Genomic DNA, 20,534 nt, shown 5'->3' with positions numbered 1-20,534 from the left:
CGTGCAGGACCTGAGGAAGCGTCGCCTGAAAACGTGCAGGACCTGAGGAAGCGTCGCCTGAAAACGTGCAGGATGTGAGGAAGCGTCGGTTGGGAGAGCTGAGTTAACGCTCGCGCTGGGGGTCGCCGGCCACAGTCTTGGCAGCCTCGACCTCAAGCATGAGCCTGCCGTCTTCCTTGACCAGATTCGGCTGGTACACGTGGGCTTTGCGTTTATAGCTCAGATACGCGATGCAGCCGTTCGCGGCCGCCATCTTTTCGAGCATGATCTCCACGCCTGGAACCACGAGTTGGCCCAGGGTCAGGCCAACGGTGTTTTCCTGCCCCACTTCATCGCCGAGGGCGGTGGTGTGGCGTTCGGCGATGACCTTGGTGGCGCACACCCAGCGGCCCCACACTCCCTTGCTCTCCAGAAGGCTCGGCTGCTGGTTCATGGGCACTGTGGCGGCAAAGTAGCGGGTGTCGAAGCGCTGGTGGGCGAAGTCGGGGCTGCGCCAGTTGACCAGGGATTTCAGGAGGTCGGTGCGCAGCGACAGGCCTCGCCTGGAGAGGGCCTCGGTGAAGGACTTCTCCTGGTTGGCTATGGCCTCCCGCGCACGCATCCATTCGTGGGTGGAGGTGGCCTCCACCGTGCTGGCCAGGTCGGGACCGGCCAGGAGCACCCCGGTTTCCTCGAAGAGTTCGCGGATGCCACCCACCACGTGGCGGCGCGCCAGCCCGACGTCGTCGGTCCCCATCTGCTCGGCCCAATGCTGGGGCGAGGGGCCCAGCCAGCCGACGGGGTCGTCGTCGGACTCCTGCAAGGAACCTCCCGGAAAGGCGAGGACCCCAAGCGGCGAAGATCCCGGACGATAGCCGAGCCAGGTCTCCAAGCCGGTGGGGGAATCGCGGAGCAGGACCACTGATGAGGCGAGGCGGGCGGCACGGGGCGTCCGCTCGCCGTGTTCAAGCCAGCTTTGCGCTGCCCCTTCAAGATCTGGAGGGAGGGCAAACAGGCGTCGGGCGAGCTGAGGCAAAGGAAGCGACCGGTCCTAGCTGAATTCGGCGATCAGTTCGACTTCTACGGGAGAGTCGAGGGGCAGCACTGAAACGCCGACGGCGGAGCGCGCGTGGTGGCCGGCGTCACCCAGGACGCGGCCAAGGAGTTCGGAGGCTCCGTTGATGACGCCCGGCTGGCCGGTGAAGGACGGATCGGAGGCAACGAATCCGACAACCTTGACGATCCGGGTGATGCGGTCAAGGTCGCCGATGACGCTCTTGACGGCTGCCAGGGCGTTGACGGCGCAGACGGCGGCGAAACGCTGGGCGTCCTCCGGGGACACGGTCGGCTCGTCGGCGTGGGTTTCAGTGCCGGTGGAAACCTTGCCGGTAGCTTCGAGTTTGCCATTAATAAACGGCAGCTGCCCGGAGGTGTAGACATGGTTGCCGGAGATGATTGCCGGGACGTAGGCGGCCACCGGTGCGGCCACCTCGGGGAGGGCCAGGCCGAGTTCTGCCAGGCGCTGTTCGACGGCGGAAATCGGCGCGGTTGCCGCGCCGGACGTGGTTTCTGCGGGCGTGCTCATGCTATTGCTTCTCCCTCTTGAGGTAGGCAACGAGCCCGTTTCCGTCGGGTCCGGGGACTACCTGGGTGAGCTCCCAGCCGTCATCTCCCCACTGGTCCAGGATCTGCTTTGTGGCGTGAATAATGAGCGGAATCGTGGCGTACTCCCATTTGGTCATGACCTAAAGACTAGTCCTTGCCGGTAAAGTGGAAAACATGGTGACTCGTAGGAACCCGATTTTCGACACAGCCACTACCCTCGGAAAGATTTTAGGCTTCCTTGGCGTGAGCGCGATTTGTGGTGTACTGGTGGCCGGCCTCCTGGTGCCGGCCGCCGCTGTTTCCGGCAGCGCCGCAAGCGGTTCCATCCAGTTCTTCGACACGCTCCCGGCGGAGCTGAAGGTCGACCCGCCCAGCGAGTCCACCAGGATCCTGGCAGCGGACGGCAGCCTCATTGCCAACCTGTATGAGGAGAACCGCACCAAGGTTTCCCTCGACCAGATTTCGCCGCTGATGCAGCAAGCCATCATCGCCGTCGAGGACAGCCGCTTCTACGAGCACGGCGGCGTGGACACCACGGGTATCCTCCGTGCGGTGGTCAGCACGGCCCGGGGCAACAAGCAGGGTGCTTCCACCATCACCCAGCAGTACGTCAACAACGTCCTCAACGCCAACCTCGCCGCCGAAGGCAACGACGCTGACATCAAGCTCAACGGTGTCAACAAAGGCGTGGGCGACAAGCTCCGCGAAATGAAGCTTGCCATCGCCCTGGAGAAGAAGTTCAGCAAGGACCAGATCCTTGAGGGCTACCTCAATATCGTCTTCTTCAACCGCGACGCATACGGCATCGAGGCCGCATCCAAACTCTTCTTCAGCACCACCGCCAAGGACCTGACCCTTCCGGAGGCTGCACTCCTGGCCGGCCTCGTGAACAGTCCCTCGGCCTTTGACCCCATCACCCACCCGGACGCCGCCAAGGCCCGCCGTGACCTGGTGCTGGGCCTCATGCTGGACCAGAAGAAGATCACCCAGGCGGAGCACGACGCTGCCGTCGCCACCCCGGTGGAACCGAAGGTGACCCCGGCCAAGCAGGGCTGCGCCTACGCGACCACCGCACCGTACTTCTGCGACTATGTGCTGCACCTTCTGCTGAATAACCCGGCGTACGGCGCTGACACTACCGAGCGCACGAACAACGTCTTCCGCGGGGGCCTGACCATCAAGACCACGCTGGATCCCAATGCCCAGGCGGTGGCCCAGGCGCAATCCGATGCCGCTGCGGGTGCCAACCCGGACAAGTGGGGGGCCGCAATGGTCTCTGTGCAGCCAAACACAGGCAAGATCATCAACATGGCTCAGAACACCTCGTTCCTGCAGGCCGACGGCAAGTTCGATTCACAGGTGAACTTCAACGTGGACAAGATGGACAAGGACGGGAACGACCTTAACGGCCTGGGCGGTGCCCAGCCCGGGTCCACCATGAAGCCCTTCACCTTCACGGAATGGCTCAATGAGGGCAAGAGCATGAACACCGTGGTCAATGCCGCGCAACGCGTATATCCCCTCAATTACCCGTGGCGCGATTCCTGTGGAAAGGTGACGGGTGCGTACAACACCGCCCAAAAGGGGCTGGGCGCTGCCGATGACCTGCAGAACGCGGAAGAGAACTACTACCGTCCGATGGACGTCCTTTACGGCTTGTACAACTCCATCAACACCGCAACTTTTGCCTCTGCAGCCCAGCTGGACTTCTGTGGCATCCAAAAGGTTGTTGACGCCGTCGGGCTGCACAGCGGACTACCGGACTCGGATGGAACTCCGAACCCGAAGATCAACATGTCCATCCTCGCCAACCTGCTGGGCTCCACCCAGACGGCACCGCTCACGATGGCGAGTGCTTTTGCGACCTTCGCCAACGACGGCAAGTACTGCGAGCCGATCGCCATCACGTCCGTGACTGACCAGGCCGGCAAGGATCTTCCGGCGCAGTCCACCAGCTGCCGTGATGCCATCAAGCCGGAGGTTGCCCGCGGCGTGAACTACGCATTGCAGGAAGTCCTGAACCGGGGATCGGGCTCTCTGATCCAGCCTCGAATCTCCACGAAGACGAGCTTCCCGATCGCGGCCAAGACCGGTACGTCGAACTACAACGAATCCACCTGGGTGGTTGGTTTCACGACGGGGCTGGCCACCGCAGCTTGGTATGGCGACCCGCTGGGCAATCAGAGCCGGCCTGGTCAGAACCTGACCATTAACGGCAAGTTCTACTCATCGATCGACGGTTACCAGATCGCCGGGCCCATGTTCTCCAAGTACATGTCCCAGGTTGCACCGGCTTATGGCACCAACCCGTTCCCTGCACCGCCGTCCAATATGGTGAGCGGAACTCCGGCCAAGACCAGCCCCACCTCGCCGACAACGCAGGCCACTCCGGCTCCGCAAACGTCCACGCAGCCGTCTCCGGATGCCGGCAAGAATGACAACGGCAATGGCAAGGGCTAGCCGCGCATGGTAGTCAGCCCGGCATTTGCCAGCCGCGTCCGGAACATCGGGCGCGGCTTTGCCGTCACCGCTGCCGCCGGGACGGCCGCCGGACTTGCCGCCGTCGGGTACGGGCTGTGGGAGAAGAACCAGTTTGTCCTCCGCGAGGAGACGCTGCCCATCCTGCCCCCGGGACAGGACCCGTTCAGGGTCCTGCACCTCAGCGACATCCATTTTGTCCCGGGCCAGGACACCAAGGCGGCGTGGCTTGAGTCCCTCGCCTCGCTGCGGCCGGACCTGGTGGTCAACACCGGGGACAACCTCAGTCACGTCAAGGCAGTCGATCCGGTGCTGAAGGCCCTGCGTCCGCTCCTGGAATTCCCGGGCGTTTTTGTCCCGGGCTCCAACGACTACTACGCGCCAGGCCTCAGGAACCCCGCTTCCTACCTCCTGGGCCCGTCAAAAGCCAGGCGAGAGAACATCGAGCTGGACTGGTCGCGGTTGCGTGCAGGCTTCGGCATGGGCGGCTGGGTGGACCTCACCAACAGAAACCAGTCGCTGGTCCTGAAGGGCATCCGTTTCGACTTCTCCGGGGTGGATGACCCGCACCTGAACCGTGAGCGGTATGCCGGCTGGCCCCAGGGCACCAGGAACCAGGACGGGGACCCGCACCTGCGGGTGGCAGTCATCCATGCCCCGTACCAACGGGTGCTGGACCACTTCACCGAGGACGGCGCGGACCTGCTGCTGGCAGGCCACACCCACGGCGGGCAGCTCTGCATTCCCGGCTACGGCGCCGTAGTGGCCAACTGTGACATCCCAACCTGGCGGGCAAAGGGCCTGAACGACTGGCAGAGCAACGGACGTACGACGCCGGTGAACGTCTCGGGCGGCATCGGCACCTCCCGCTTCGCCCCGGTCCGCATCGCCTGCAAACCCGAAGCCGTGCTGCTGACTCTGACCGCCCGCGAATAGGCGCAACCAGGCCTCTTCCATCCGGGCTCATTGCGGATTGCAATAAGTAGCAAAGCTTCTCAAACGTCCGGAGATTCTGTGAACGCTATCACTCAATGGCATAGGGTTGTTGCTACGGGAAACTATTCGTTCTGAGCTTGAGAAGCGGGCATGGCCAAGCAGACTTCATTCTTCACATCAGTCAAACGTCTTTATCCCCACGTCAAGCCGATCCTCCCCCGGCTCTTCATGGGGCTCATCTCCGCACTCCTGGCCAGCGTCCTGGCACTGACCATCCCCCAGGTGCTGCGGGTGCTGATCAACCAGTCGCTCCAGCCCGGCGGCGATGCAGGGGCAGTGTGGGCTGCCGCCGTCGTGATCCTGATCCTCGGCATTGGCGAGGCAGGACTGGTAGCGCTTCGCCGGCAGTTCGTCATCAACCCCGCAACCACGGTGGAGACCCGGATGCGGGTCTCCCTTTATGATCACCTGCAGGACCTGACGGTCTCCTTCCATGACCGCTGGGGTTCAGGGCAGTTGCTGTCCCGGGCCATGACTGACCTGAACTTCCTGCGGAGATGGATGGCCTTCGGCGCCATCATGCTGGTAGTCACCACGCTTACGGTGATCATCGGCATCGCCGTGATGTTCGCCATGAGCTGGCAGCTCGCCCTGATCTTCCTGGCCGCCGCCGTGCCCATCACGATCTCCAGCTTCCGCTTCCGGACACGCTTCAGCAAGGTCGCACGGCGCAGCCAGGACCAGGCCGGGGACCTCGCCACCACGGTGGAGGAATCCGTCCACGGCATCCGGGTGCTCAAGGCTTTCGGCCGCAGCCGTGAGGCACTGGAAAACTTCAATGAGCAAGCCGAGGAACTTCGCCAGACGGAGATCTCCAAGGCCCGGCACCAGGCGACCTTCACCCTGGTGGTCACACTGCTGCCGGAACTGGCCCTTGGCGCCGGGCTGGTGGCAGGCGTGATGCTTTGCGCCAGCGGCGAGCTGAGCATCGGATCCCTGGTGGCCTTCTTCGCCACCGCGGCGGTCATCGCCTCGCCCGTCGAATTCTCCGGGATGCTGCTGGCCATGGCCCTCACGGCCAAGACCGCCGTCGACCGGCATTACGAGGTCATGGACACGGCCAACACCATCACCAGCCCGCCTGACCCCGCAAGGCCCGCGGAGCTCAGGGGCGCCCTGGCCTTCAACAACGCCACCTTCGCGTTTGAGGACGCGCCGGACAAGCCCATCCTCAAAGGCATCGGCCTGGACATCCGGCCCGGGGAAACCATGGCCCTGGTGGGCATCACGGGAAGCGGAAAGAGCGCACTGATCCAGCTGGTCCCCCGGCTGTACGACGTCACCGAGGGAGCCATCACCATCGACGGCGTGGACGTGCGCGAGTTCGACGTCGAAGAGCTGCGCCGCGTGGTGGGCGTCGCCTTTGAGGACACGACGCTGTTCTCCAATTCGGTCCGTGACAACGTTCTGCTCGGGGCGCCGGAACGCAATGACGACGTCCTGGACGAAGCGCTGGACGTCGCCCAGGCCCAGTTCGCCTACTCCCTGCCAGAGGGAGTGGACACCCTCATCGGCGAGGAGGGCCTCAGCCTTTCGGGCGGGCAGCGCCAGCGGATTGCGCTGGCCCGCGCCATCGCCGCGAAGCCGCGGGTCCTGGTGCTGGATGATCCGCTCTCCGCCCTGGACGTGCACACCGAGGAACTCGTCGAGGCCCGCCTCCGGGACGTGCTGAAGGACACCACCACGCTGATCGTGGCGCACCGCCCGTCGACCGTGGCTCTGGCGGACCGGGTGGCACTGCTCGAGGAAGGCCGGATCACCGCCGTCGGAACCCACACCGAACTGCTGGCCGAAAACCACCACTACCGCTATGTGATCGCCAGCCTGGACCAGGAACCCCGGGACCTTGATTCCGACCTGCTGGATTCGGAGCTATCAGCCCTCGAGGACGAGGCGAAGGAAATCAACCGATGAGCAACGCAACCTTCGGCACCGCCAACGAGGACAACGCCCACCTCAGCAAAAGCGACAGCAGGGCAGTACGACGGCGGTCGCTCGCCCTCCTAGGCTCCCTGATCCGTCCTGTGCGGCTCAGGTTCTGGCTGACCCTCGCCATGGTCGTGCTTTCGCAGGCGGCCCGGGTGGCCGGACCGGCACTGATCGCCTTCGGCATCGACCACGCGCTCCCCGCGCTGAAGGCGGGCAACAACCTCCCGCTCGTACTGACCGGAGTCGGCTACCTGGCCGCCGCCATCGCAACGGCGGGACTCACCGCGTTGTACGTCACCTCCACCGCGCGGCTCAGCCAGTCCATGCTGCTGGACCTGCGCGTCAGGGTCTTTCGGCACACCCAGCGCCTGAGCCTGGAGTTCCACGAAAAGTACACCTCCGGCCGGATCATCGCGCGGCAGACCTCGGACCTGGAAGCGCTGCGCGAATTGCTCGACTCCGGCGTCAGCTCCCTGGCCTCGGGCATCCTGTTCATGATCTTCACGGCCATCACGGTGTTCGCCCTGGACTGGCGGAGCGGGTTCCTGGTGCTGGCGGCCGGCGTGCCGATGTACTTCCTGTCCCGCTGGTACCAGAAGCACTCCCAGATTGCCTTCCGTCAGTCCCGGGTCGTCTCGGCCAGGCTGATCGTGCACTTCGTGGAAACGATGACCGGAATCCGGGCCGTGAAGGCTTTCCGCAAGGAACGCGAGAACGCGGCGGAGTACGGCGAGCTGGCGGAGGACTACAGGCTGGTGACGGTCCGCTCCATCAACCTCAACGGCATCTTCCAGCCCGGCCTGGTCCTTATCGGCAACGTCTGCGTGGCAGTGGTGCTGCTCGTCGGCGGCTTCCGCGTCCTCAGCGGCGAGCTGGCCGTCGGCGTGCTGCTGGGCGCTTATCCTGTCCACGAAGCGGTTCTTCCAGCCGGTGGACCAGATGGCCATGTTCTACAACTCCTTCCAGAGCGCGCAGGCGGCCCTGGAAAAGGTCTCCGGACTGCTTGAGGAGATCCCCACCGTGCGGCCGCCGAAGAACCCGGTGCCGATGAAAGACGCCCGGGGAGCCATCGACTTCAACGGCGTCGAGTTCCGCTACGGCGACGGTCCGGTCATCATCCCCACCATGGACCTTCACATCCCGGCGGGCCAGACAGTTGCCCTTGTGGGCCAGACCGGCGCAGGAAAATCTACCCTGGCGAAGCTCATTGCCCGGTTCTATGATGTCTCCTCAGGCTCCCTGACGTTGGACGGCGTGGACCTGCGCAACCTCAGCACCACCGACCTGCGCCGGAACATTGTCATGGTCACCCAGGAGGCGTTCCTCTTCAGCGGCTCCGTTGCGGACAACATAGCCCTGGGCCGCCCGGAGGCAAGCCGGGAGGAAATCGAGGAAGCGGCCCGTGCAGTGGGGGCTCACGGCTTCATCACCGAGCTTCCCGAAGGCTATGACACGGACGTCAACAAGCGCGGCGGACGGGTCTCCTCGGGCCAGCGCCAGCTCATCAGCTTCGCGCGGGCGTTCCTGGCCCGGCCGGCCGTGCTGATCCTGGATGAGGCTACCTCGTCCCTGGACATTCCCTCCGAGCGCCTGGTCCAGTCCGGCCTGGGCCGCCTCCTCCAGGCAACGTCAGCCTCTGCTCCGGCTGCCGGGGGCCGCGGCGGAGGGCGCACGGCGCTCATCATCGCGCACCGCCTCTCGACAGTGGAAACTGCCGACAGGGTGCTCGTGATCCACGACGGCCGGGTGGTGGAGGACGGCACCCCTGCGGAGCTGATCGGCGGCGGCGGGCGGTTCGCGGACCTCCACGGTGCTTGGAAGGACTCCCTGGTCTGAGCGCACCAGCCGGGTTTCCCCACCCTCGGGAAGTCACCCTGCGTTTCCCTCCGGATGTCACCGCCAACCGCCCCGACCCGAGGGAGATTCAGCGGCTGCCGATTTCGCATCCGGCCCGGGCATCGGCTATTCTTGTAAAGTTGCTTTTGCAGCGGATCGGGATGTAGCGCAGCTTGGTAGCGCGCTTCGTTCGGGACGAAGAGGTCGCAGGTTCAAATCCTGTCATCCCGACCAACAGTAAGAGGGTCTCCCCCGGGAGGCCCTCTTTTGCTGTCTCGGAATTGTTCTGTAATCAATATGTGACAAACATATCCAGGCAAAGAAACGGCCCCGGAGCAATGGATGACCATGCTCCGGGGCCTCGCCTCCTTATGAGGAGTTATTACATTGGGTCCGGCCAGTTGCCGACGTAGGTGGTGTAGGTGGTACCGCTGTCCTTTGTCTTGTCCTTGACAGGCTTTGACATGGGATCAGGCCAGTTCCCTACGGCTACGGAGACACCGGTGGTATCAGCGATGGAACCAGCAGACAGGACGGCCGGAGCCGCCGCAGAAAACGCCAGGGCCCCAGCCAATACGGCTGCGGCTGCAATCTTCTTCAACATATAAGTTCCTCAATACGAGTCGGATTCGTTACAAAGTCAGCACTGTCCTTGTTGACATACATTGTAAAATGTTTTCCACAGGGACTGTCAAGCATTGAGTACAAAGACTGTCCGGAATAAGGAGGATGTCCCGTGGGCAACGGATTCGGGGAGAAGCTCAGGGCGGAGCGTCTCGAACGTGGGCTGACACAGGCTGAACTGGGCAAGGACCTGTATTCCCCTAGCTATATTTCTCTGCTCGAAACCGGCCGGCGCGAACCGACGGCCGAAGTCATCGAGGAACTCGCTCGCAGGCTGGAACTGGCGCCCAAGGCGCTGGAGGCCTGGAGCCAGCCGATTTCGGTCAGCGACGCCGAGTACGTCCTGGCCGGACTCTACGCACGCCAGGCCTGGGATCTCCGGGACTACCCGCTCGCAGCAAGCCATGCGGCCACTGCAGCTCAGATAGCCCTCGAGGGCAAGAACACCAGCGCCTGGTGGAACATGACCTACATGCAGGCCGAGTGCCTGATCAAGCAGGGCAACTGGCAGCAGGCCGAAAAGATCATGCAGCACCTGCTTGAACACCCCATGGCCACGGAGTCTGTTGGCCTTGCCGTCCGCGCCCGCCAGATGCTCGCAGGGATCTACCAGGGACAGGGCCAGTTGAGCAGGGCTGTGGACCACGCCATGGAAGCCGTGAAACTCTGCGCCCAGCTCCAGAAAGGGTCGACGCTCATCATCGGCGCGCACAGGGCCCTCATCGGAGCCCTGGCGGAAAGCGGCCGGCTGGATGAGGCCTGGAAGTACTGCCAGGACATGAACGACCAGGTGGACGAGCATTCGATGTCGCAGCTCGCAGGCGAAGTGGCCTGGGTCATCGGCAACGTGGCATTCATGCGCCATGACTACCCGGAGGGCATCAAGTACCACGAGCGGGCGGCCCGGATGCTTTCCCCCGCCAACGACATCGAACTGTGGGCCCGTTTCAACAAGGCGTCAGCGGCCGTGCGCCTGTCCTCGGGGATTGTCGAGCCGGAGACGCTGTCATCCATCGAACGCGCCGAACTGGCGCTCTCCATCGTGGGCGGGAACAAGACCGACCAGCTGGAAGTGGCTTTCATCCGCGCACGCTGGCTTTACCTCACCGGCGATATCGTGGCGGCAGTCGAGAAGCTCCGCGAGATCCACGCGGAACGCGCCGCCCTGGCCAAGCACACGGCCGGGGAAGTGTCCCTCCTCCTGGGCAAATCCCTGAAGGCTGCCGGGGAGGCGGAGGAAGCACTGGTCTACCTCAAGGAGGCGCAGAAAGCCTTCAGTGCCGCCGGGGCCCAGGACCGGGTCCAGCAGGCACTGGACGCCGTCCTGGAAATCAATCTCGCCCAGCAGCGCGCCGCCGCGGCCGGGAAGACCGGCTAGGAGAAGGCTTTTCCGGTCAGCTTTTCGTACGCCTCGACGTAGCGGCTGCGCGTCCGGCTGATGACCTCCTCGGGCAACGCCGGCGGAGGCGTGTCCGAGTTCCTGTCCCAGCCCGATTCGGCCGAGGTCAGCCAGTCACGGACGTACTGCTTGTCGTATGAGGGCTGCGCCCTGCCAGGCTCGTAGGTGCCCGCGTCCCAGAAGCGCGAAGAATCCGGGGTGAGCACCTCGTCGCCCAGCGTGATGGCGCCGGACACGGCGTCGTAGCCGAACTCGACCTTTGTGTCGGCCAGGATGATGCCGCGTTCGCGGGCGACTTCCTCGGCGGTGTTGTAGATCTTCAGGGTCAGTTCGCTCAGCCGTGCAGCGATGTCGTCCCCCACCATGACCACCACGGCCTCGTAGGTGATGTTCTCGTCGTGCTCGCCCAGGTCGGCCTTCGCGGACGGGGTGAAGATCGCCTTCTCCAGCCGGGAGCCGTCCACCAGTCCTGGCGGAAGGGGTATTCCGCACACCGTACCGGAGGCTTTGTACTCCTGAAGGCCTGAACCGGTGAGGTAGCCCCGGGCAATGCATTCCACGGGGAACATCTCCAGCTTCTTGCAGATCATGGCCCGGCCTTCCACGGCGGCGGGAACTCCGCCCTCCACCGTGGATGCCAGCACATGGTGCATGACGTCCAGCTGGTCGAACCACCACAGGCTCAGCTGCGTGAGGATGCGGCCCTTGTCCGGGATCTCGCTCGCCAGGACATGGTCGAAGGCGCTGATGCGGTCGCTCGCCACCACCAGCACGCAGTCCTGGCCGGCCTGCTCGCGGATGGACTCGTCGACGGGCTCGTACAGGTCGCGGACCTTGCCCGAGTAGACGTGCTTCCAGCCCGGCAGGTCCAGTGTTTTGGTCTTCAGGCCAGTTCTGGCCGCCGGTTCAGGGGATGAATTCTCAGTCATGCTATGCCTTTGTTTTCGTCACGGGCAGCGAGGCTGTTGTGTTGGATGACACCTTGATCTCGCCGCGGGCCGCCTTGCCGCCGATGTCCGTCCGGAACTGGGCGCCTTCCAGCTGAACCAGCTCCACGCCGTCGTACGCCCTTTCGCGCGCTTCCACGAGGTCGCTGCCGAGGGCAACCACGGCGAGCACCCGGCCGCCGGCGGAAACCACCTTGCCGTAGTCGTCGAATGCGGTGCCGGCGTGGATTACGTGCACCCCGTCCAGCTCATCCACCTTCTTCAGTCCCCGGATACGGTCACCGGTTCGCGGTGTGCCCGGGTAGTTTTCTGAAGCGACGACGACGGCGACAGCCGTTTCCTTTGACCAGCGCAGCTCTTCCGCCTTGTCCAGTTCGCCCTTGGCGGCTGCCATCAGCAGCGCACCGAGCGGTGTCTTGAGGCGGGCCAGCACGGCCTGGGTTTCGGGGTCGCCGAAGCGGACGTTGAATTCGATGACCCGGGTACCCCGGGAGGTCAGGGCCAGCCCGACGAACAGCACGCCCACAAACGGCGTGCCGCGGCGGGCCATTTCGTTGACGGTGGGCTGGGCCACGCGGTCGATGACCTCCTGGACCAGGCCCTCGGGAGCCCATTCAAGAGGCGTGTAAGCGCCCATGCCGCCGGTGTTGGGGCCTTCGTCGTTGTCGAAGATCCGTTTGAAGTCCTGCGCCGGGGACAGCGGCACCGTGTTGCGGCCATCACACAGGACGAAGATGGAGACCTCGGGCCCGTCCAGGAATTCCTCGATCACCACGGTCCCGCCCGCGTCGAAGCACGCCTGGGCGTGGGCCAGGGCTTCCTCGCGGTCATTGGTGACCACCACACCCTTGCCGGCAGCCAGGCCGTCGTCCTTCACCACGAAAGGCGCACCGAAAGTGTCCAGGGCCGAGGCTGCTTCCTCAGCGCTGGCTGCGACCATGGCCATGGCCGTGGGAACTCCGGCTTCGGCCATGATTTCCTTCGCGAAGGCCTTGGAGGCCTCCAGCTGCGCGGCGGCCTTGCTGGGCCCGAACACCGGGATGCCGGCTGCGCGGACGGCGTCGGCCACCCCCGCGGCAAGCGGAGCCTCAGGGCCTACAACCACCAGGTCCGCGGTCAGCTTGGTGGCCAGGGCCGCCACAGCATCAGGATCATTGCCGTTGATGTCGTGGGTGGGAACCAGCTTGCTGATGCCGGCGTTGCCGGGAGCTGCATGGACCTCGGACACGTTGGGGTCGGCGAGCAGGGAGCGGACAATGGCGTGTTCGCGGCCTCCGGGGCCGATGACGAGTACCTTCACAGTCTCCAAGCGTACTTTGTGCACCCGGCTGGCTCCTAAGCTGGGTCCCCGCCGAGGTTTCGTCGGACAGGAGCCCGTGCATCAAAAACCAGTACATCCAAAATGCAGCCGGAACAATCCGCCGTGGCAGCAGCTACGAACCAGCGGCATGAAGAAGCTGATGAACTGGCTCAAGGGTCCCACGGCCATGGCAGCGCTGGCCGGGGTGGCGGCTGCCGCCGTCGTCCTGTCCGTCGCGGAACTGACGGGGGCGTTCTTCACGGCACGGGCCACGCCCGTCATTGCCCTCGGATCCACGTTCATCGACTTCACGCCGCCGTGGATGAAGGATTTCGCCATTGCCACGTTCGGCACTCAGGACAAGGCCGTGCTGTTTGCGGGCATGGGTTTGACCATTTTCCTCCTGGCATGCGTGCTGGGTGTGGTGGCCTACCGTTGGCCGGTGCTTGGTGCAGCGGGTGTGCTGCTGATGGGCGCGGTGATGGTGGCCAGTGTGGTGACGCGCGCCGGCGTCAGGCCGCTGGATGCCATCCCTACACTGGCGGGCACGCTGGCCGGGCTGATGGTGCTGCAGCTCCTGGTCAGGCCCCTGCGGAGGCTTAGTGCGTGGCCCGACGCGCCCGCGGACACGGCGGCAAAGGACCCGGAACGGCCAGCCACGAGCCGCCGTGGATTCTTCGCCGCCGTCAGCATCACCGCCACAGCCGCGGGAATCGCTGCCACAGGCGGCCGCGTGCTCAGTACGGCCAGGAGCAACATCGCCTCGGCCCGGGAGGCGTTGCGGCTGCCCGACCCGCGGAGATCAGCCCCGCCCGTGCCGGCCGGAGTACAGTCCCCGGTGGCCGGCGTGACGCCCTGGCTGACGCCCAACGGCGACTTTTACCGGATCGACACAGCGCTCAGCGTTCCCGAAATAAATGTCGAGGAGTGGGAACTGAGGGTGCATGGCCTCGTTGAACAGGAGGTCCGCCTCACGTTCCGGGACCTGCTCGACGCCGACCTCATCGAATCCCATGTAACCCTTACTTGTGTCTCCAATCCGGTGGGCGGAAACCTCGCCGGGAACGCACGATGGCTGGGGCTGCCGATCCGCGAGGTGCTCAAGCGGGCAGGCCCCAGGGACGGCGCAGACATGGTGCTTTCGACGTCGGTGGACGGCTTCAGTGCCTCCACGCCGCTGGAGGTCCTGCAGGATGACCGGGACGCCATGCTGGCCATCGCCATGAACGGTGAGCCGCTTCCGCTGGAACACGGATACCCCGTGCGCATGGTGGTGCCGGGCTTGTACGGGTTCGTCTCGGCCACCAAATGGCTGGTGGACCTTGAGGTGACACGCTTCGCTGACAGCAAGGCCTACTGGACGCGGCGCGGCTGGTCAGAGCGCGGTCCCATTAAGACCATGGCCCGGGTGGAGGTGCCGAAACCGTTCGCCAGGGTACAGGCCGGACGGGTTGCGATCGGCGGCACGGCGTGGGCACAGACCCGCGGCATCACCATGGTGGAAGTCCAGATCGACAACGGCGAATGGGCCCGGGCCGTGTTGTCCGCTGAGGCATCACTGGTCACGTGGCGGCAGTGGTCCTTCGACTGGGAAGCAACCTCCGGGCAGCACTACATCAGGGTCCGCGCCACCGACGGAACCGGTGAGGTGCAGACAGACAGGCGTGCCGACCCGGTACCCGACGGCGCCTCCGGCTGGCAGGCCGTCATGGTGACCGTGGAGTAGCCGGGGATTCGAGTTCAGGGCCCCTAGACTGGCTTCATGCCACACAACCCCCATGCCACCTTTTACCGTGGACTCCGCCGTCGAACTGGCCGTGGTGGAACGCAGCGGTTTTGTGGAGTCACGGCACGTCGGCTCGGCTGTAGTCCTGGCCGCCGATGGCACCGTGGTCACGGAACTGGGAGACATCACTACCCCCATCTACGCCCGGTCCGCACTCAAGCCCCTGCAGGCCCTCGCCTCGATGCAGTCGGGCGTTCCTCTGCGCGGCGCCCAGGTGGCACTTGCGTGTGCCAGCCATGTGGGCTCCCTGGACCACATGGACGTGGTGGAGGGAATGCTCAAAGCCGCGGGCGTCCGGGAGGACCAGCTGCAATGCCCGGCTGCCTGGCCGCAAGACGAGACAGCCCGGAACTGGCTGGTCCGTTCCGAACGCGGCAAATCCAAACTCGCCTTCAACTGTTCCGGCAAGCACGCCGCCTTCCTCTGGGCATGCATGGAAAACGGCTGGGACACCCACAGCTACCTTGAGCCAAACCACCCGCTGCAGCAGCGCGTCCGGAGCGTGATTGAAGAATACGCCGGCGAACGGATTGCCCACCTTGGCATCGACGGCTGCGGCGCCCCTGTGGCAGCAATTTCGCTCCTTGGACTGGCCCGCGCGTTTTCACTGCTGGCCAAGGCTCCCGCTGACGGGAACTCCAACGCCCGCGCCGCCACCATTGCCACCTCCATGCTCGACTACCCGTGGGCGGTCCAGGGCGCTGGCGAGTCAAACACCATAGTGATGGACGAGCTGGGGATCATCGCGAAGATCGGCGCTGAGGGAGTGCTGGCGATGGCCACTCCGCAGGGCGTGTCCGTTGCCGTTAAGGTGCTGGACGGCAACCTCCGAGCCACCTCCCTGGTGGGGCTGACGCTCCTGGCCGCAGCCGGAGCGGTGGACATCCCCGGTGTCTCCAGCGTCCTGGAAAAAGTGGTTGAACCCGTGTTGGGCGGCGGGCGGCCGGTCGGCAAGATCCGCCTGGGCCCGGCAGTGTCCGCACTGCTCGACTGACCTTGATCTATCAGGGACTGTCCCAACCCCGTTTTGAAGGGAGGCCGGCCGCATGGCGATAGCCCGCCGTCGTATTGGCGTCGAAGAAGGGATGGCGGCACTGGCCGCCTGGCAGGAAGCCGCCCGTTCGGCGTCGAACGATCCTGTCCCCCGCAGCGTCACCGCCACCGCCGTCCGGTACTCGTTGGAAGAAGTGACCGCTCGGGCACCGGGCAACTCCGTGGAAGTGCGTGTGCCGCCGTTCGGTGTCACCCAGTGCGTGGAGGGCCCCCGCCACACACGCGGAACTCCCCCCAACGTCATTGAGTGCGACGCCGGCACCTGGCTGGCAATGGTGAGCGGCCAGTTGAGCTGGGCAGACGCCGTGGCGGCCGGGCGGGTGGCGGCATCGGGGCTGCGCGCGGACCTCTCCGGACTGCTGCCGCTCTAGGGCCGGACGCAAGGAACCCCGCCCTGGCAGGACGGGGTTCCATGAGGAGGGAAACTTACTCGCGTCCCGCCGGTGCCGGAGGCGCCTCCGGCACGGAAGCAGGAGCGGGCCTGCTCATCTGGAATTCAGGGATCTCATCCGGGTTCGGGCCGCCCCGGAACTTGGGGGACGGCTGCTGCCCGCCGCTGATGCGTTCCAGCTCCTGGTCCTCGAAGTCGTCCTCGACACCGAGCATGATCGCGGAATCGTGGTTGGTGATTTCGCCCCGGAAAGCCCTGACCATCACACTGCGGTCGAACTGGCCTTCCCAGGTGGAGACCACGAAAGTGGCAACACAGTTGCCCAGGAGGTTCACCACCACACGCATCGAATCCATCAGGCGGTCCGCGCCGAGCAGCAGTGCGACTCCGGCAACCGGGAAAATGCCGAGTGCTGCGGCCGTGGCGGACAGCGCCAGGAACGAGGAGCCCGGAACGCCGGCCATGCCTTTGGACGTCAGGAGCAGCACGCCCAGTGCCGCCAGTTGCTGGCCAAGGTCTAGGTTGTGGCCGAAGGCCTGGGCGAGGAAGAGGAGCGAGATCGACAGGTAGATCGCGGCGCCGTCGAGGTTGAAGGAGTACCCGGTGGGGACCACCAGTCCGGTGGTGGCACGTGAGCAGCCCGCATTGGTCAGCTTGGTCATGATGCGCGGCATCACGGCTTCGGTGGAGGCGGTGCCGAGGGCGAGCAGGAACTCCTCACGCGTGTACTTGAGGAATTGCCACAGCGGAACGCGGGCGAAACTCCAGGCCACGATGAACAGCAGCGCGATGAAGATGATGGCGGCTCCATAACATGCGGCGATCAGCTTGGCGTAGGTGCCCAGCGTGCCGAGGCCATACTGGCCGATGATGAACGCCATGGCGCCGAAGGCACCGATGGGTGCCACCTTCATGATCCAGGACATGATCTTGAAAATGAGCTCAAGGACTGTCTCCATGAGGCTGATGACAGGCATGCAGCGCTCACGGCCGACGACGACGATGGCCGAACCGAAGAAGACCGAGAAGAAGAGGACCTGCAGCAGGCTGTTGCTCGCAAAGGCGCCGATGACGCTGGTGGGAATGATGTCCAGGATGAAGTGGGCGGCGTCCTTGGGCGGCGTGGTGCCCGTTTTCGCGGTGAGGGCATCCTGGGACAGGGTGTTGGGATCGATGTTCAGCCCGGCACCGGGCTGGACGATGTTGCCTACGACCAGCCCGAAGACCAGTGCGAAAAGGGTGGCCGCGGTGAAGTACAGGAGAGCCTTGACGCCTACCCTTCCGACCGCCTTGACGTCGCCTACGGCCGAGATGCCCGTGACAATCACGAGGAAAATCAGCGGCGCGATGATCATCTTGATGAGCTGGATAAATCCATCGCCCAGCGGCCTCAGCTGCGAACCAAGGTCCGGCCAGAAATGTCCGATGAGAACACCTGCCACGACGGCGATCAGAATTTGGAAGAAGAGCGACCTGTACAGGGGCTTCTTCTTCAGCGGCGCCGAACTCGCCTTCAGCGCCGCGGGATCTGGGATCTTCATTGATCTGTACCTATCAATCGGGAACAGCCCCGGACCGGGGTCTTTTCCAAAAGTAACCCCGGTCACATATTTCCGCAAGAGGAAAATGTAATTCCATATTATGGAATTTAGGAGTGGCCGATTCAGCCGCGCCCGATGAAGGGCATCCCGGCGGCAGTAACGACCAGGGAACCGACACTTGCTGAGGCAGGCATGCCGGCCATCAGCAGCACGGCACGCGCAGCGTCCTCCACCGGGAACATGGGTTCAATGCGGCGGCTCCCGTCGGGCTGCAGGGCGCCGGAGCCCACACCGATGGTGTCCATGATTTCGGTGGCCGTATTGCCGATGTCGATCTGACCGCACGTGATGCCAAAGCCGCGGCCGTCCAGCTCTATGCTCCTGGTCAGTCCCGTCATCGCATGCTTGGTGACCGTATAAGCGACCGTCCGGGGTCGCGGCGAATGGGCCGAGATGGAGCCGTTGTTGATGATCCGGCCGCCCTGCGGATCCTGCGCCTTCATATCCCGTACCGCCGCAGCGGCACACAACATCGACCCCGTGAGGTTGACGGCAAGGGTGGCGTTCCAGTCGTCCAGGCTGATCTCGTCGACGGATGCCGCCGGACCAAAGATCCCCGCATTGTTGAACAGGACATCCACCCTCCCCCACCGCTGGAGCGCAGCTTCGAAAAGGTGCTCGACGTCGTCGGGCTTGGTGACGTCACACGTCACCGTCAGCGCCTGCGCATGCCCGTCCGCCGTCTCCAGCAGCTGGTTTTCGCGCCGTCCGGCAAGGGCAACGCGATAGCCCTCGGCGAGCATCAGCCGGGAGACGGCCCTGCCTATGCCCGAGCCGGCCCCGGTGACCACTGCCACCCTTGCGGTTTCCTTGTTGCTGGTCACGTGCTCGCTCCTTTGTGTCACAGTCACAATTGGCTGGTAGCCACAGCCTAGCTAATCTCGATTAGCAAGAAGTTTTCTCGACATATGAAATCGGGGGATGGCGTTCAATGACTAAGTTCATGACGAAAGGACTCGGATAGTGTGATCCTATGGGGAACGCCAGCCAGACCAGGACCACCGGCGTAGTGCTTGCTGCCGGCGCGGGGACGCGCCTGGGCATGGGACCAAAGGCCCTGCTTCCCTACCGTGGCCGCCCCCTGGTGGAAGCCGTCGCCGACGCGCTTCTGGACGGTGGCTGTCGTGAAGTGTTGGTGGTGCTCGGGGCCAGGGCGGCGGACGTCAGCGCCACTGCCCATCTTGACCGCTACCGAACGGTGGTGAACCAGGACTGGCCCTCCGGGATGGGCAGTTCCTTCCTCCTGGGATCCAGGTCCGCGGATCCGGCAGACCATCTCCTGGTGGCGCTCGTGGACCAGCCGGGCCTCACTGCCCGCACCGTCGGACGACTCCTGGCCGTCCATCGGCCAGGCAGGATTACCGCCGCCGCGTATCAGGACGGCGGCCAGCCTGGGGGCATGCGGCGCGGGCATCCCCTGCTGATAGATGCCACCCTTCGCGCCGCAGTGGAAAGCACCATAGAGGGCGACGCCGGCGCGCGCCTATTCCTCCGGACGCACCCCGGACTCGTGGACCAGGTGGACTGCAGCGACCAGTCCACAGGCGAGGACATCGACACCCCGGAGCAGATGCACCTGCTGCAGGAGCGTTCGTAGCAGTTTCACCAACGGGGGTGGATGGCCTCGCGGAAATAGTGGTCGTAGATCCACCGCACGCCGGCGTCGAACTCTTCACCAAGGACCACATCGGCGGCCGCAGCATTCTCCTTGGCCTGTTTCGCGTTGCGGGCACCGGGGATCACGGAGGTGACGCCGTCCTGGGCGGCGATCCAGGCAATAGCCGCCTGTGCAGTGCCCGTGCCCGGCGGCACGAGCTGCTCGAACTCGGCCACGGCTTTAAGTCCCAACTCGTAGTCCACCCCGGAGAACGTCTCGCCGACGTCGAACGAGGCTCCCGTGCGGTTGAAATTGCGGTGGTCGTTCTCGGCGAAGGACGTGTCCTTCGAGTATTTGCCGGAGAGCAGGCCTGAGGCCAGCGGCACCCGGGCGATGATACCCACGCCTGCTGCCTTCGCAGCAGGCAGGACCTCGTCCAGCGGCTTGAGCCGGAAGGCGTTGAGGATGATCTGGACGGAAGCGGTTCCCTCGTGGCGGATCGCTTCGAGGGCCTCATCAGTCCGCTCCACGCTGACGCCGTAGTTCCGGATGGCCCCCTCGGACACCAGGGTATCCAGCGCGTCGTACACCTCTGAGTTGCTGTAGACGGGGCTGGGCGGGCAATGCAGCTGGACGAGGTCGAGGCTGTCCGTGTCCAGGTTGTGCCGGGAGCGGTCCACCCACTGGCGGAAGTTGGACAAGTTGTAGTTCTGGGGAAGCTGCTCCAGCCGGCGGCCCATCTTGGTTGCCACGGTCAGGTCAAGCCCGGGATTGTCCTTCCGAAACCTCCCGATGGCCTGCTCGCTGCGGCCGTCGCCATAGACATCGGCCGTGTCAAAGAACGTCACACCTGCTTCCACGGAGGCGGCAAGGATTTCCTGGGCCTGGCGCTGGTCCACGTTCCCCCAGTCGGCGCCGAGCTGCCAGGTTCCCAGTCCCACAACAGAGACGCTGCGTCCGGTCTTGCCTAATATGCGCTGTTCCATTCCACGACTATATGGCCTCCACACTGC

16 protein-coding genes, 1 tRNA gene and 2 pseudogenes are annotated in these 20,534 nt (G+C 64.7%); 10 read left to right on the top strand and 9 right to left on the bottom strand.

Annotated features, from left to right (window positions below; all coding sequences use genetic code 11):
* Positions 1 to 103: 103 nt before the first annotated feature.
* The 3 genes from QFZ40_RS02385 to QFZ40_RS02375 are packed head-to-tail and all read right to left on the bottom strand — an operon-like array spanning position 104 to position 1,721.
* Entirely contained in the window at positions 104 to 1,015 is a 912-nt protein-coding gene (locus QFZ40_RS02385; protein WP_306902649.1) for an NUDIX hydrolase, read from the bottom strand.
* 15 nt (positions 1,016 to 1,030) lie between these two features.
* Positions 1,031 to 1,564: a RidA family protein gene (locus QFZ40_RS02380; RefSeq protein WP_306902648.1), complete on the bottom strand. Its 534-nt coding sequence runs from the start codon at positions 1,562 to 1,564 to the stop codon at positions 1,031 to 1,033.
* 1 nt (position 1,565) lies between these two features.
* Positions 1,566 to 1,721 carry a hypothetical protein gene (locus QFZ40_RS02375; RefSeq protein ID WP_306902647.1) on the bottom strand — a complete coding sequence of 52 codons (156 nt, stop codon included), beginning with the start codon at positions 1,719 to 1,721 and terminating at the stop codon, positions 1,566 to 1,568.
* 37 nt (positions 1,722 to 1,758) lie between these two features.
* Between QFZ40_RS02375 and QFZ40_RS02370 the strand changes: the two genes are divergently transcribed.
* From QFZ40_RS02370 to QFZ40_RS02350, 5 genes and pseudogenes are all read left to right on the top strand, one after another.
* Positions 1,759 to 4,044 (top strand): transglycosylase domain-containing protein, encoded by a 2,286-nt coding sequence (locus tag QFZ40_RS02370; RefSeq protein WP_306902646.1) that lies wholly within the window; start codon positions 1,759 to 1,761, stop codon positions 4,042 to 4,044.
* Between the two features lie 6 nt (positions 4,045 to 4,050).
* Positions 4,051 to 4,998, top strand: coding sequence for a metallophosphoesterase (locus tag QFZ40_RS02365; RefSeq protein WP_306902645.1), 948 nt, complete (start codon positions 4,051 to 4,053; stop codon positions 4,996 to 4,998).
* 150 nt (positions 4,999 to 5,148) lie between these two features.
* Positions 5,149 to 6,972 (top strand): ABC transporter ATP-binding protein, encoded by a 1,824-nt coding sequence (locus tag QFZ40_RS02360; RefSeq protein WP_306902644.1) that lies wholly within the window; start codon positions 5,149 to 5,151, stop codon positions 6,970 to 6,972.
* A pseudogene (locus QFZ40_RS02355) lies at positions 6,969 to 8,823 on the top strand (ABC transporter ATP-binding protein). Before QFZ40_RS02360 ends, QFZ40_RS02355 begins: the two are co-directional and overlap by 4 nt.
* 157 nt (positions 8,824 to 8,980) lie before the next feature.
* Positions 8,981 to 9,057 (top strand) — tRNA-Pro (locus QFZ40_RS02350).
* A 148-nt stretch (positions 9,058 to 9,205) separates the two neighbouring features.
* Here the strand turns inward: QFZ40_RS02350 and QFZ40_RS02345 are convergent.
* Complete coding sequence (locus QFZ40_RS02345) at positions 9,206 to 9,427, bottom strand: hypothetical protein (RefSeq protein ID WP_306902643.1); 222 nt, start codon at positions 9,425 to 9,427, stop codon at positions 9,206 to 9,208.
* 132 nt (positions 9,428 to 9,559) lie between these two features.
* On the opposite strand from QFZ40_RS02345, the gene QFZ40_RS02340 reads away from it, so the two are divergent.
* Complete coding sequence (locus tag QFZ40_RS02340; protein WP_306902642.1) at positions 9,560 to 10,825, top strand: helix-turn-helix domain-containing protein; 1,266 nt, start codon at positions 9,560 to 9,562, stop codon at positions 10,823 to 10,825.
* Here the strand turns inward: QFZ40_RS02340 and QFZ40_RS02335 are convergent.
* Positions 10,822 to 11,775, bottom strand: coding sequence for a phosphoribosylaminoimidazolesuccinocarboxamide synthase (locus QFZ40_RS02335; protein WP_306902641.1), 954 nt, complete (start codon positions 11,773 to 11,775; stop codon positions 10,822 to 10,824). The two genes, QFZ40_RS02340 and QFZ40_RS02335, sit on opposite strands and share 4 nt — an antisense overlap.
* A 1-nt stretch (position 11,776) precedes the next feature.
* Entirely contained in the window at positions 11,777 to 13,093 is a 1,317-nt protein-coding gene (gene purD / locus QFZ40_RS02330; RefSeq protein ID WP_306906793.1) for a phosphoribosylamine--glycine ligase, read from the bottom strand.
* 148 nt (positions 13,094 to 13,241) lie between these two features.
* Between purD and QFZ40_RS02325 the strand changes: the two genes are divergently transcribed.
* From QFZ40_RS02325 to QFZ40_RS02315, 3 genes and pseudogenes are all read left to right on the top strand, one after another.
* The gene (locus QFZ40_RS02325) at positions 13,242 to 14,819 is read left to right on the top strand and encodes a molybdopterin-dependent oxidoreductase (protein ID WP_306902639.1); all 1,578 of its coding nucleotides are present in this window, start codon (positions 13,242 to 13,244) and stop codon (positions 14,817 to 14,819) included.
* 36 nt (positions 14,820 to 14,855) lie between these two features.
* Positions 14,856 to 15,873: pseudogene (locus QFZ40_RS02320) on the top strand (asparaginase).
* Positions 15,874 to 15,925: 52 nt separating this feature from the next.
* Positions 15,926 to 16,303: a sterol carrier family protein gene (locus QFZ40_RS02315; RefSeq protein WP_306902637.1), complete on the top strand. Its 378-nt coding sequence runs from the start codon at positions 15,926 to 15,928 to the stop codon at positions 16,301 to 16,303.
* A gap of 55 nt (positions 16,304 to 16,358) precedes the next feature.
* Here the strand turns inward: QFZ40_RS02315 and QFZ40_RS02310 are convergent, their stop codons facing one another.
* Both QFZ40_RS02310 and QFZ40_RS02305 read right to left on the bottom strand, forming a co-directional pair.
* Positions 16,359 to 17,864, bottom strand: a complete 1,506-nt coding sequence (locus tag QFZ40_RS02310) for a cation:dicarboxylate symporter family transporter (protein ID WP_306902635.1) — start codon at positions 17,862 to 17,864, stop codon at positions 16,359 to 16,361.
* A gap of 122 nt (positions 17,865 to 17,986) precedes the next feature.
* Positions 17,987 to 18,748 (bottom strand): SDR family oxidoreductase, encoded by a 762-nt coding sequence (locus QFZ40_RS02305; RefSeq protein ID WP_306902634.1) that lies wholly within the window; start codon positions 18,746 to 18,748, stop codon positions 17,987 to 17,989.
* Positions 18,749 to 18,897: 149 nt separating this feature from the next.
* Between QFZ40_RS02305 and nboR the strand changes: the two genes are divergently transcribed.
* Positions 18,898 to 19,521 carry a nicotine blue oxidoreductase gene (gene nboR / locus QFZ40_RS02300; RefSeq protein WP_306902632.1) on the top strand — a complete coding sequence of 208 codons (624 nt, stop codon included), beginning with the start codon at positions 18,898 to 18,900 and terminating at the stop codon, positions 19,519 to 19,521.
* A gap of 5 nt (positions 19,522 to 19,526) precedes the next feature.
* Here the strand turns inward: nboR and QFZ40_RS02295 are convergent, their stop codons facing one another.
* On the bottom strand, positions 19,527 to 20,507 hold the full coding sequence (locus QFZ40_RS02295; protein WP_306902631.1) for an aldo/keto reductase: 981 nt from the start codon (positions 20,505 to 20,507) through the stop codon (positions 19,527 to 19,529).
* Between the last annotated feature and the right edge of the window lie 27 nt (positions 20,508 to 20,534).

This window comes from Arthrobacter pascens (genome assembly GCF_030816475.1).
Lineage (GTDB): Bacteria > Actinomycetota > Actinomycetes > Actinomycetales > Micrococcaceae > Arthrobacter > Arthrobacter pascens_B.
The sequence above is the reverse complement of the archived record's forward strand: the minus strand, read 5'-3'. Positions and strand labels throughout refer to the sequence as shown.

Bases quoted from the DNA above. Each gene is read 5' to 3' on its own strand.
- QFZ40_RS02360 (WP_306902644.1), top strand. From the start codon at position 5,149: ATGGCCAAGCAGACTTCATTCTTCACATCAGTCAAACGTCTTTATCCC.
- QFZ40_RS02335 (WP_306902641.1), bottom strand. From the start codon at position 11,775: ATGACTGAGAATTCATCCCCTGAACCGGCGGCCAGAACTGGCCTGAAG.
- QFZ40_RS02325 (WP_306902639.1), top strand. From the start codon at position 13,242: ATGAAGAAGCTGATGAACTGGCTCAAGGGTCCCACGGCCATGGCAGCG.
- nboR (WP_306902632.1), top strand. From the start codon at position 18,898: ATGGGGAACGCCAGCCAGACCAGGACCACCGGCGTAGTGCTTGCTGCC.
- QFZ40_RS02295 (WP_306902631.1), bottom strand. From the start codon at position 20,507: ATGGAACAGCGCATATTAGGCAAGACCGGACGCAGCGTCTCTGTTGTG.
- QFZ40_RS02365 (WP_306902645.1), top strand. From the start codon at position 4,051: ATGGTAGTCAGCCCGGCATTTGCCAGCCGCGTCCGGAACATCGGGCGC.
- QFZ40_RS02310 (WP_306902635.1), bottom strand. From the start codon at position 17,864: ATGAAGATCCCAGATCCCGCGGCGCTGAAGGCGAGTTCGGCGCCGCTG.
- QFZ40_RS02345 (WP_306902643.1), bottom strand. From the start codon at position 9,427: ATGTTGAAGAAGATTGCAGCCGCAGCCGTATTGGCTGGGGCCCTGGCG.
- QFZ40_RS02315 (WP_306902637.1), top strand. From the start codon at position 15,926: ATGGCGATAGCCCGCCGTCGTATTGGCGTCGAAGAAGGGATGGCGGCA.
- QFZ40_RS02380 (WP_306902648.1), bottom strand. From the start codon at position 1,564: ATGAGCACGCCCGCAGAAACCACGTCCGGCGCGGCAACCGCGCCGATT.
- QFZ40_RS02375 (WP_306902647.1), bottom strand. From the start codon at position 1,721: ATGACCAAATGGGAGTACGCCACGATTCCGCTCATTATTCACGCCACA.
- QFZ40_RS02370 (WP_306902646.1), top strand. From the start codon at position 1,759: ATGGTGACTCGTAGGAACCCGATTTTCGACACAGCCACTACCCTCGGA.